The sequence below is a fragment of the Hyalangium sp. genome (assembly GCF_035629615.1).
Classification (GTDB): Bacteria; Myxococcota; Myxococcia; order Myxococcales; family Myxococcaceae; genus Hyalangium.
On the sequence record NZ_DASPHO010000890.1, the window covers coordinates 1 to 12,250 of the forward strand.

The following is a 12,250-nucleotide window of genomic DNA, read 5'->3' on the forward strand; positions in this document are numbered from 1 at the left end:
TCATCGGCATGCGGACGTGGCTGCCCCCCTACCGAGGCGAGTTAGAGCTGCACGGCAAGGACTTAGGCGACTTCGTGGAAGCCTCTGGCTATGACTTCCTGATCTCCGTGCGTTTCGAAGAAGCATTTCGGGCGGAAGGACTGACTGGGCTGCTTGGCTTCCATCCTGTCGAGGTGTTGCGCGTGCGGAGGAAGCGCAAGGGTCCCCAGCCCAGTACCGTGCCCCCCTACCTCGCCGTCACCGCGAGTTTCGGTCGCGGGGCTGTCGATGATGTGCGCAGCCGCATCCGCCGTGACGAGCCCGTGAAATGCCCAGAGTGCCGCAACAGCGGAGTGGACGCGATCTATGGTTTCACTCTGGAGCCGGGCACATGGCAGGGCGAGGACCTGTTCCGGCCCCGGGGTCTCCAAGGACGGCTCCTCGTCTCCGAGCGCTTTGCCGAGTTCATCCAGAGGCACGAACTCACGAACATGAAGCTGATCCCCTCCGAGGAGTTTACCTGGGATCCGCTTCGCAAGGGTCCACCAGCAGATACCTCCGTAGTTCCCACGTGACTTCACACATTCGAGGCCATGTGCTCGTTCCGCGCTCCGAACCGCGCTGGTCAACGCGCCACGCCGCGCGCTCCATCGGCCCAGCAGGCCCGCCTCGATGCTGCGCTCGCTCCACCAGTCCACCAGCCATGTCCGACGTGAGCGCCCCACCGGGCCAGCATGCGAGCCTGGACACGCGCGCGCCACCGGCCCAACTTCCTCTGTACGCCGCACACGCGCTCACCAAGCCCAGAAAGGAAACGGGACACGGAAGCGCTCCAGCGGCCCAGTTTCACTTGTCCGGCACCAGTGCGCTCCACGGATTCGAGGTTGAGAGCTTCAATGGTGGCGGACGTCCTGACGTGCTCCACACCTACAAAAAAGGCGCCAACCTAACGCCTCTTCTTCATCGACTTGGGAATGTGGCGAAATCGTCGACGTTTCTTTTTTGGCGCAGGCTTCGGAGCAAGTTTACTCAAGGCTGAGCAAAGATCCTTAAAGGATGGCGATCGACTCTTCGCTGCGTTTGTCGTAAGACGCGGCCCCATCGCCTCTGCCCATGCCACCTTGTTTCCGCCGTCATCGCCTATAATCCTGCCGAATATTTCCCAGGTCCCGCAAATCGAATCTGGCGTATAGTCGCGCGCAGCCTTCATATTGGCATCGGGATATGCGCGCTCGAGCGCTCGAAGATCGCCAAGATAAAATGCCTCGGTCTCTTCAACAGCGACCTTCACTAACACCCGAAGATTCGGAGCAAGTTTCTTTGCGACGGAGGATATCTCGCTAATCAATTCGACCCAGTCGTCGGCGTCGGCGTCAACAACGATTAATACAGCCTCGTCATTGTGGTCGCTTGAGGCTTGAAATGCAGCCAGTTTGGCTGGAAGTTGATCGAGCAATCCCCTGTGCTTGGGATCCGGCTTTTTGGTCAGTTTGGTTGGCAGTCTACCCTTGCCTTGGTGCGGATAGACCCTCACCGTATGCCCACTCAACACCCGAGGCATCCACGACGAAAAAAGAGCCCTCTCAGACGGTCCCTCAACCAGAGCATGAATAATCATTGCGTCGACCGCTCGTCCAGGTGGTTGCTGTACCACAGTGACCCCAGCGGCAATCCACCATCGACCAACTCTTTAACCTTAGGAATATCAGCGACCCTGACAACATCAGCGTGACCCCTGGGGTTCTTTTTAATCACCCAAACTTGCTCAGGAGAGAGCGCGTCAACGAAATACGGTGAGTGGGTAGTAACTAGAACCTGCGTTGGATTTGACTTGCTCGTCGCATGTGAACGGAGTTGCGCCGCGAGATGTTCGACTAGCTTTATGTAAAGCCCATTTTCCGGTTCTTCGATGCCTATGAATGGCCGTGGTTCAGGATCCGTCAAGAGCACGGAGTACGCGAGCATCTTGAGCGTGCCGTCGGACATACTCTGCTGATAGAACGGATCGACGTAGCCGGCCTCGTCAAACTTGAGCAGCAGGCGACCATCCTTGCTTGGCTCTGGCGTAATCTTTTTCAGGCCCGGAATTGAGGTCGTTAGCTGTTTCAGCAATTTCGAAAATTGGTCAGCATGCTGGCGTTGAATGTATTGAAGAACATTGCCAACGTTTGACCCTTGCCGATCCAAATATCGCTGCGCTCCGACTGCGGGCAAAGCACGCGCGGCTTCGGGCACGAAATAGGAAAGGTACCACTGTTCGACATACGTGCGAAACTGCACGATGCGTGGATGCTGGCTTAGGTTTCCGAGAGTGGTGATTCCAAGCCGGTTCCCATCTGCCAGATTAACCCTTTCAGCATCCTTGCTTTCCCTTTTGACCGCCACCGCAGCGCCAGCCCATACTTTCCCTTGTCCTTTCCTAAGCTTGAGAAAGTAATAAGGCTTTCCCCGCGTCTCGCCAACCCTTCTCTGACGCAAAGTCTCAAGAGTAACCGCCGGTACGCTCTTTACTTTGTCCACATGTAGTTCGTAGACAATAGGTCGCGCAGGATCACCAAGGTCGAAGAAAATTTCGAATTCGATTGGTCCTTTGGCTCCTTGAGTTCGCAATCGGTCGAAGCCTCCACGCAGCGGCTTGTCGCATGCCGCCTCGACCCCTTCTAGTAAGCAATCTGCGATGAACCCGAATGCGTCGAGGAGTGTCGACTTTCCAGACCCATTCGGACCAATGAAACAGGCCAATGGGGGCAGCGGTTCCCCCCGTGCATACTGAACCTGACCTATCTTTACATTGGCAAGCGCGCGATAGTTCTTGATTCTGATTCCCAGCAGACGTGACATAGGCGCCAAGGATCAGCGTTTCACAGGTAGGCGTCAACCTAATTGGCCTTCGAATTTCAGGCGCAGGTTGGCTGACGGGCCGGGGGCAGCCTCGTTGATCGCAGTCCTAGCGCGCCCTCCACCGGGCCCAGTAAGCGCGCCTCGACGCGCGAGGGTCCCATCGGCCCAACTTCACCTGTTCGACACGCGCGCTCTCTACCGACCCAACAAGCGAGCCTCGACCCTGGGAGCCGTCCACAGTCCCAGCAGGCGAGCCTCGACGCTAGCGCGACTTCACGAGTCCAGCGGCCCCGTCTGGGCGCGGGGGTCCTCCTCACGGGTCGCGATTTACCTGTCCGATGTGCGAGCGCTCCACGGCCCAAGTAGGCTCTCCTGGACGGTATCTGTTCGCCGACCCCCGTCTGGATAAGGAGAGGGAGGCTCCTCTAGGCATGCCCAGCAGTTCTTATGGAGGGAACGCGATGCGCAAAAGGAGACGGCAGGAGGCATGGGAACAGGCATGCGAGGCGTGGACTTGGTTTCTCACGCACCGCTATACGGCCAGGCGGCACCCCAAACCTGACGCGAGGAAGAGTGCGCGCGGCCAAGCCCGAGACGCCTTGCGCCGGTGCCGCCGGTGGCTGGCAGAGTGCAGGTAGGTGTTACCGAGGTAAGAGGTCGTCGTGCCGCGTGGCCGCACCAAGTTGATCTTTCCTGCCGTCCTGGGACGAGAGCTGGTCAGTCATGGCCCTTGGGAAGAGTAACGGTCCCCGGGTTCTCGATGGAGGCGAGCGCGGACTGCAGCAGGTAGTCACCCGGCTCCTCGCCCCGAAGTTTGGCTGTCTAGATGAGCGAGTAGAAGGGAGCAACCACCTCGGTCTCCGCCGGGACTTGCTGCCGTAATGTTTCTTCCTGCCCAGCACCTCGTCGCGCAGTTGGCGCTCGACGAGGTTGTTGCGCGTATTTCAAAATTAAGGAGTGAGCCGCTGAGCGCGCACCCCAGCAGCATCATCGAGGCGTGCCCCCTGTCGTGTAAGCTCTTGACGCAGTCACGGCGGCACCGCGCTCCTGAGACCCGGGGGCGAGGTGCTGCCACTCCGACGACCACGAGGCAGGCCCCGACCGGTTCACCGTATGGACGGACGTCACGTTTTGAAGGATCGTCACGGGTCACGGGCGAGTGCGGACCGTCAACACTCTGCGGGAAGCGAGGCCGCGATCATCCGTGACGAGGATCTCGTGCGTACCCACGGCGGGCGTCCACCACAGGCGCTCGTCGGCCTTCGCCCGGCCGAGGAACTTCCCGTTCACGAACCACGTCAGCTCCCGGTCGTGCGCCGTCTCCGCCTCCAGAGGTACTTCCTGCTGATCCAGCGAGACGCCGGGGATGAGGAGCGCCACCTGTCCTTCGGCGGGTGAGAGGATCTCCGGCGCATGCTCGGCGCCGCCGGGCTCGCACCCGGGGGCGTATGCGGGAGGCGCCGGCAGGCTGCGGTGCTGCTCCGTGAGCCAGCGGCGGATGCTGGCCGGCCAAGTGAGGTACACGCGGGACTCGACCTCGCGGCCCGCGCGGCACACCGGGCTCACCGCCAGTCCCGTCTTTGCATCCACTTCCACCCGCTGATGGTAGGGACAGGGCTGCGTGGGCACCGCGGAGCGCCGAGCGAAGATCTCCCTGCGCTCCTTGCACGCATCCGTCGGCACGTGGCCCGAGTAGGTACACACCTCGATGCGCGCGAGATCCGGCGGGGCCACCGGCTCCTCCTTCACGGAGGCCTTCCCACGGGGTCCCACGGCCTCCAGCAGATCGAAGAGCAGCGGCCCGGCGGCATCCGCCCCCACCAGGTGCACGCTGGGAGCGTTGTCCATGTTGCCCAACCACACCACCGCCGTGTGCCGAGGCCCCGAGCCCGCCGCCCACGCATCGCGGTGACCGAAGCTCGTGCCCGTCTTCCAGTGCACCTGCGCGGGCAGGCCCGTGAGGTAGCGGCGCGCGGGGAAGTCCGGCCGATCCTTCAGGGACAGCGAGCGCCGGGTGAGCCAGGCGGCGCCCGGGGAGAACAGCTCGCGAGGCTCGGGGGGAGACTTGCCGTCCTCCAACATCTCGAGTGGACGTGAGCGGCCGTCCTGCGCGAGCGCTACGTACAGCCCGGCCAGCTCCAGCGGCGTTATCTCCAGGCCTCCCACCGCAGCGGACAGCCCGTAGTAGCCGGGATCGGGCCGCAGGCTGTTCACGCCCGCCAGCCGCAGCGTGCCCAGGAACCGCTCCACGCCGAGCCCTCGCAGCAGGTTCACGAAGGGGAGGTTGAGGGACTGGGACAGCGCGTACTCCATCCGCACCAGGCCCATGAAGCGCCCGTCGAAGTTGCGCGGGACATAGCCGCCGTAGGACTCGGGGATGTCCGCGACCAGGTGCTCGGGCAGCGCCTGCCCCCGATCGATCGCCATGGCATAGAGCAGCGGCTTGAGCGCCGAGCCAGGCGAGCGGGGCGTATCGAAGCCAGGGATCTGCCCGCCATGCCGGGTGTCGAAGAAGTCGAGGCTGCCCACCAGCGCGAGCACCTCCGCACGCTCGTGGTCCACCACGATCGCCACTCCGTTGTGGATGCCCTTGGTGGCCAGCTCTCCGGCCGCGTCCCGCATCAGTCGCTCGGCCAGCCGCTGCGTGCCCGCATCCAGCGTGGTGCGCAGCCGCGAGAACTCCACCCGCTGAGCTCGCAGCCACATCGCCGCGTGCGGGGCCTCCCGGGGGAAAGGCATCAGCCCGCTTGGCACCGGCGTGGTGCGCACCTCGGCGAGCACGGCCTCAGAGGAGGCCTTGGCCTCCACGGGCCCCAGCGGCAGCGCCTTCTCCTCCAGCAGCCGCCGCGCCACCTCATCCCGCGCGGCCTTCAGCCGGGCCGCGTTCTCCAGCGTGGGGAAGCGCCGGTTCGGGTTCTGCGGCACCGCCAGCAGGGTGGCGATCTCCGCGGGGCTCAGGTGCGTGGCGCGGTGCCCGAAGTAGGCCAGCGACGCCGCCTCCACCCCCTCCACGTTGCGCCCGTAGGGCACGAACTGGAGATAGGCCGCGAGGATGTCGTCCTTGGACAGGCGCAGCTCGAGCTGCACCGCCCGGAAGGACTCGATGATCTTCGACAGCAGGGTGCGCGGCCGGGGCTCCAGCACACGCACCAGCTGCATCGTGAGGGTGGAGGCGCCAGACACGCGGCGTCCCCTCGTGAGGTTGGACACCACCGCGCGCCCCACCGCCAGCGGATCCACACCCGGGTGCCAGGCGAAGCGCTTGTCCTCCAGCGCGAACAGCGCCCGGAGATAGGCCGGATCAATCTCCTGGGGGCGCAGGGCGATGCGCCACCGCTCATCCGGCGCGAGGAAGACGTGCGCCGGAGTCCCATCCCGGTACTCGACGACGACGGAGTGCGCTGCCGATAGCCGCTCGGGCAGCGGCACCCACCACGCCGCCGCCCCCCCTGCCCCGCTCAGGACCAGAAGGAGCAGCAGCCCCACGGCGAGGCGTCTCTTGGTGAGGCGCGGCAGCCGCATGGTCCGCTAGAGCAGGAAGTCCTTCCAGGGACCGGACACCTGCACCTGCTCGCCCGCCTCGCGCGCCCAGATGCGGGGATCGTACATGGCCTCCGCCTCCACCGGCGGGAGCGTGAACTTGCCCGCCGTCACCGCGCGCACCGCGTAGACCACCTTCTTCGACTCGCCCGACTGCAGGCTGCCGAAGACCTCCATCCGGTCGTCCCGGATGTTGACGTAGTCCGCGGTCCACAGCTCCTCGGGGTTCACCCACTCCACGGCGCCACCGCGGCCGAGCCGGGCGTTCTCGATCTCCCAGCCCGCCGGCAGCCGATCCACCAGGGCGATGTTCTGGATGCGCTCGCCGCTCGTGTTCTTGAGCTCCACCTCCACGTAGAGCAGGTCCGCCAGGCTCACGGAGTCCTCCGGGCTGACGGTGGAGCCGTCGAGCTTCCGGTACGTGCGGTTGATCGCCAGCCCCTCGCCGCCCGTCTTCACGTCGCCGTTGGAGCGCACGCCATCGCTGTTGATGATGAGGTAGAGCTTGCCCTCGCCCTTGTCCTTCAGCTCCAGCGTGGCGCCCTTGCGCTCGCTGGCGCGGACCAGCGCCCACGTCCGATCCGAGGCGCGGGCCGTCTTGGCGCCCTCGTTCACCTTCGGAGCCACCTCCTTGCCGTCCGCCACCAGCGTGGGCGGCGTGAAGCTGGAGGTCGCACCGGAGATCCGCTTGCCCAGGCCGGTGATGCTCCAGACCAGCTCCTGCGTCGTGTACCAGGCGCTGGAGTGGCCGATGAGCGACTGGGCCACCTGCTGCGCCAGCGGCTCGCCCGCGGGATCATTGCCGAACAGATCCTGGAAGGTGCTGAGCATCAGCCCGCGGCGGCGGCGGTCCGAGTAGAAGGACCAGTTGTTGCGCCGCTCGTCGGTGACTGCCGCGAGGTCCGGGTTCTTCAGATCGTTCTCGTAGCGCCGATCGCCCGCCATGTAGAGCGCCGCCTTGAGGAGGTGCTCCTCCTCACGCGCCTCGCCATTGAGCGTCTTCTTCTGAGCCAGCGCGTCCACCAGCTTCTGGACGCGCGCCTTGCGGCCCTTGCCCGCCATGGAGAGCACGTAGTGCATGTAGGCCTCGGAGGACTGGCCGTAGTGGTCATCCCGGCTGGCGGTGCCCTCCTTGCGGTTGAGCTCCTGGCCCAGCCATGCCACCGCGTCGTCCAGGCGATCCTGCGGGACGGGGTACTTGAGCTTCTGGGCGTCCAGGAGCAGGTGGGTGGCGTAGGCGGTACCCCAAGCCACGGGCTCGGCGCTGCCCGGCCAGTAGGCGAAGCCGCCCGAGGGCGTCTGCATGGAGAGCACGCGGTTGATGCCCGCCAGCACCATGTCCTCCACCTTCTTGTTGCCGGTGAGCGTGGGATCCACGTTGTCGATGAGCTGCGAGACAAAGAGCAGCGGACGCGTGGAGGACGTCGTCTGCTCGATGCAGCCGTACGGGTAGCGGACCAGGTAGCTCAGGTGCTGGAGGGACTCGGCGTACGGGTTGGTGGTGACCCAGAACGTGGAGCGCTCGGTGGTGGGCACCCAGCCCTGGAGGTACTGCGCCAGGTCCACCTTGCCCTCCTCCAGGGGGATGCGCTGCACCAGGCGCTCGCGCGGGCCCGCGGGCAGCAGGGGCACGTCGAGCTGCTCGAAGGCCGTGAAGCCACCGCCCTCGACCGTCACCTTCAGGCGCGCGGCGCCCACGGCCATCACCGCCTTGGCCTGGAAGACGAGCGTGGCCGCCTTCCCGTTCTCCAGCCGCGTGCGGCCCTCGCTCTTGCCCAGCATCTGCAGCGGCGAGCCCAGGGAGGCCGCCGGCATGGCCATGCCCGGCACCGGCAGGTTCTCCGCGGTGAGCGTCACCTTCACGTCCTGCGGGCTGCCGGAGAGGTTGGTGAGGAACACGGGGATCTGGATCTCGTCATTCTGCGTGAGGAAGCGCGGCAGCGTCGTCTGGAGCACCAGCGGATCGCGCACCAGCACCTGGGCGTCGGCACGGCCCACGCGCTGGGGGCCGGTGGTGACGGCCATCACTCGCACCGCACCGCGGTACATGGGGAGGTTGAAGGGGATGCTCAGCTTGCCGTTGGCAGGCACGGGCACCACACCGCTCCACAGCGCCACCGGCTTCACCGGCTGCACGCGGCCCGCCGCCCCGCCCTCTCCGTCACCGCCCGTGGAGCGCGAGTTGCCGCCCGGAGGCACCAGCAGCGTCCAGCCGATCGTCTCGTACGTCTCCACGCCCAGGGCGCGCTTGGCGAACAGCTCCTTGAGGGGATCCGGGCTCTTGAAGCGCGTGAGCGAGAGGATGCCCTCGTCCACCACGGCCACGGTGGCGAAGGTGGGGCCCTCCTGCGGGCCCAGCTCCAGGTTCACCGTGAGGGTGCTGTTGGAGCGGACCTCCTTGGGCACCTCCAGCTTCACCGACTGCGTGTAGGCCGTGGGCTCCAGGGCGACGTTGCCCACGCCGAAGGCCCGGTCCGGCATGAAGGCCTCGGCGGACTCCAGGTGCGGATCCTTCACCAGGAAGGCGCTCACGTAGACGTTGGGCGCGAAGGCCTTGGGTGTGAAGGACCAGGTCACCTCGCCCGGCTCCACGGCCTTCCACTCGGAGGCGATCACCTGATCCGTCTCCGCGGTGAGCAGCACGCGGCCACGGTACGGCACCTTGAACTTCACGGCGATGGGCTCGTCCAGCTTGCCCAGCTTGGGCAGCTCCAGGGCGAGGGAGGCGGGCTTGAGCGGGCGCGGCGTCTGGTCCACGCGCGCCTCGCCGTCCCCGTACCAGTAATAGCGGCCGTGGCCCTCGAGGTAGAGATCCGTCTGCGCCGCGCCGGAGCGCACGCGGACGATGAAGCCGGCGGCATCCTGGGTGGGCGTCACCTGGAGCTGGAACTTGCCACCCTCCACCTTCGCGGCGCCGCGGCCCTCGCGCACGGGACGCAGGTAGCGCTGGTAGCGCTCATAGCCCTCGTCCTCGTCGTAGTAGTGGCCGTACTCCTCATCCAGCCGGAGGTACTCCACCTCGATGGGCTTGAGGGACTTCGCCTCGGTGACGAGCTTGCCCTCCCAGTCCACCACCACGCCGGTGACGGTGAAGGGCTTGCCCGCGGACACCTTCTGCACGCCGGCCTGGAGGCCCACGTAGTAGGACTCGGGGTGCATGGGCACCACGGCCTCGCCGAGCGTGGAGCGGCCGCTGCCCGCCTCGAAGACGCTGGCCAACGCCACCAGCTTCGCCGGGCCCTTGAAGCCGCCCGCGGTCTCCCGCGCCGGGCACTCGACGAGCGCCTGCCCCTTGTCGTTCACCTCGCCCTTCACCTGGCCCAGGGTGACGGCCTTGGCCTCGGTGGCCTTCTGCCGCCACACGCCGTAGGTGAAGTTCGCGTTCTCCTTCGGCTTGAAGTCGGAGGGCTCCAGGCGGCACGCCAGCTCGAGCGGGCTGCCCTCGGCCGAGCCGCCGAAGAGGTACGCCGCCTCCACCTTCACCGGCACCACCGCGCCCTGCAGGTAGCCGGGCTTGTCCACGGCGGCCGTCACCTTCATGCGCTCGGGGACGAACTCCTCCACCTGGAGGCCATAGGTGGCCACCTCGCGGTCCGCCACGCGCAGCGACACGCGGTAGCTCCCCGTGTCCTGGAAGGCCTCGAAGGGCAGATCCAGCGCCACCAGGCCCGCCTCGTTCGTCTTGAGGGCCACCTTCTTGAACTCACGCTCGCGCGGGTCGATGACGCGCAGCTCCACCGGCATGCCCGCGGGGGGCGCCTTGTTCTCCTGATCGCGCAGCACCGCCGCCACGTGGGCGGTGTCGCCCGGCCGGTACACGCCGCGATCCGAGTAGAGGGACGCACGGTACGCCGCCTCGGCGCGGTACGGCGCGCCCTGCACGTCCGAGTTGGCGATCTCCGTCTTCAGCTCGCTGTACTTCAGGTATGTCATCTCCTCGCCCTTGCGAGCGATGAGCGCGAAGGGGGCAGCGGCGTCCACACCCAGCGCGGGCACCTGGAGCTTGCAGCCGTCGGCGCCACCGGTGGTGCAGCGGGCCACGGCCTGGCCGCTCTTCTTCACCAGGGACACCTCCACGCCGGACAGCGGCTCGGTGGACTCCATGCCGAGCGCCCACACGAGGACCTCTGCCTGTCCGTTGCCCGCGCCGGTGCCGCCGCGCTTGGCCACGAGGCTCAGATCCGTGAGGAGGATGCGCGCGGCGGCCTGGGCCTCGTCGCGCTTGACGAAGACCTCCACCACACCGCGGGTGGTGGCGGGCACCATGCTGCCGACATCCAGGTACGTGCTGGTGAGGATGTCCGGTGCGCCCTTGAGGGAGATCGTCTTGGTGACGAGGACATTGGAGGTGCGCTCGTCGGCGGCCTCCTTCTCATCGTTGCTCATCCAGAAGACGAGGTTCTCGGGAGGCACGTGGCGGATGGAGAGCTCCACCGACTCCACGTTGAGGTGGTTGAGGGGCAGGTTGCGCCAGGCGCTGCGAGGCAGGTAGCGGCCCTGGGAGGTGAAGGCGACCTGTGGCTTGCGCGCACTGATGGAGTAGCGGTTCTGGAACTTGGACAGCAGCCGGCCGCCGCCCACCGACAGCGTACCCGCGTCGATCGTCAGCGTGTACGTGCCACGCTTGTAGTCACCGAAGATGCGGAAGCCGCGGCGCGAGGGGGAGATGGAGAACTTCACCGGCGGGGTGAAGCGGATGGCATCGGCGGCCATGTTGTCGTCGAGCACGCAGCCCAGGTTCTCGTTCTCGTAATAGTAGGGATCCCACTCGCCCTCATCCGGGGCGGGGGGCGCGTTCATCGCCACGTCGCGGCAGCTGACCTCCAGGTAGAAGCCGCTGTTGCCCTCGGAGACGGCGACGCGGGTGATGTCCAGGCGCTTGCCGCCTTGCAGCGTGAAGGAGTCCTCGGCCGCGGGCGCCGTGCCGCCGCTCCTGGAGGTAGACGCCAACCCGGGCTTGAGGGCGAAGCGCACGACGGCGCCGGGCCGGAGCTGGTCGGAGGTGAGCTGTGCATTGATGATGTGGCGCTGGGTGGCGTGGGTGCTCAGCTTCACGGCGGAGAGGGGCTTGCCCTCCACCTGGAAGCTGGCGTACCGGCGCAGCGTGTTGGCGTCCACCGGGCCAGAGAACATGAGCTCCGCGGTGACCAGGCCCTTTACGGTGTCGATCTGCGCCGGGGCCATGCGGAGGAAGGAGAGCTTCGGGGTAGTGAAGCTGTAGCTCCAGGCCCCCTCGGCGGGAGCCTTCACCACGCCGGCCGGCGTCTCCACGGACTCGAGGGTGACGGTGTACGTCGTCCCGAGCTCGAACCCGTTGCCAGGGGTGAAGGAGATCGCGGAGCTGGTGCGGTAGAGCTCCAGGTTGCCCCCCACTTCGGGCGAGAACCGGATCACGGTCTTCTTCCCGTCGTTCTCGGGGTACGAGACGCTGCGGGGGAACTCGAAGATGAGCTTCTCCGGGACGACGCCCTCGGGGCCCAGCTCCTTGATGACGGGCGTGTAGGACTCGGGCTTGAGGGGCTCCACGCTCGCCTGCGGCTCCTGGCCCTGGCTCTGGCCTGGGGTGGGCGAGGGAGTGCCTGGAACAGGCGTGGGCGGGGGCGTCCCCGACGGATCTTCCTTGCAGGCGGCGAGGGTGGTGCCCACCAGCAGGAGCGCCACCAGCCACCGCGCACGGGCGGGGCGGAGCGGACTCGGCGTCACGACAGACTGCGGACCCATGTTTCCTCCGAAGGACGGCATCAACTTACACGTCGCGTGCCGGGGGCCCGGCGCCGCGCACGAGGGAAAGTGTGGTCGCCTGCCCACGGCCCGACGGCGTCCCCCGCGCGTCTTGGGGCCCACATGGTGTCTCAGGAGCCACGGTGGCTCCGGCCACACCGCGAGGCAG

5 protein-coding genes are annotated in these 12,250 nt (G+C 66.5%); 1 reads left to right on the forward strand and 4 read right to left on the reverse strand.

Annotation, left to right across the window (positions count from 1 at the left end):
- The coding region (locus VD972_RS44425; RefSeq protein ID WP_324996037.1) for a hypothetical protein at positions 1 to 554 on the forward strand (554 nt) is incomplete at its 5' end.
- Between the two features lie 371 nt (positions 555 to 925).
- On the opposite strand, the gene VD972_RS44430 is transcribed toward VD972_RS44425, so the two are convergent.
- From VD972_RS44430 to VD972_RS44445, 4 genes are all read right to left on the reverse strand, one after another.
- On the reverse strand, positions 926 to 1,597 hold the full coding sequence (locus VD972_RS44430; protein ID WP_324996039.1) for a DUF4276 family protein: 672 nt from the start codon (positions 1,595 to 1,597) through the stop codon (positions 926 to 928).
- Complete coding sequence (locus VD972_RS44435) at positions 1,594 to 2,820, reverse strand: AAA family ATPase (RefSeq protein ID WP_324996040.1); 1,227 nt, start codon at positions 2,818 to 2,820, stop codon at positions 1,594 to 1,596. Before VD972_RS44435 ends, VD972_RS44430 begins: the two co-directional genes overlap by 4 nt.
- A 1,149-nt stretch (positions 2,821 to 3,969) precedes the next feature.
- Complete coding sequence (pbpC, locus tag VD972_RS44440; protein WP_324996042.1) at positions 3,970 to 6,342, reverse strand: penicillin-binding protein 1C; 2,373 nt, start codon at positions 6,340 to 6,342, stop codon at positions 3,970 to 3,972.
- A 6-nt stretch (positions 6,343 to 6,348) separates the two neighbouring features.
- Complete coding sequence (locus VD972_RS44445) at positions 6,349 to 12,081, reverse strand: alpha-2-macroglobulin family protein (RefSeq protein ID WP_324996044.1); 5,733 nt, start codon at positions 12,079 to 12,081, stop codon at positions 6,349 to 6,351.
- Between the last annotated feature and the right edge of the window lie 169 nt (positions 12,082 to 12,250).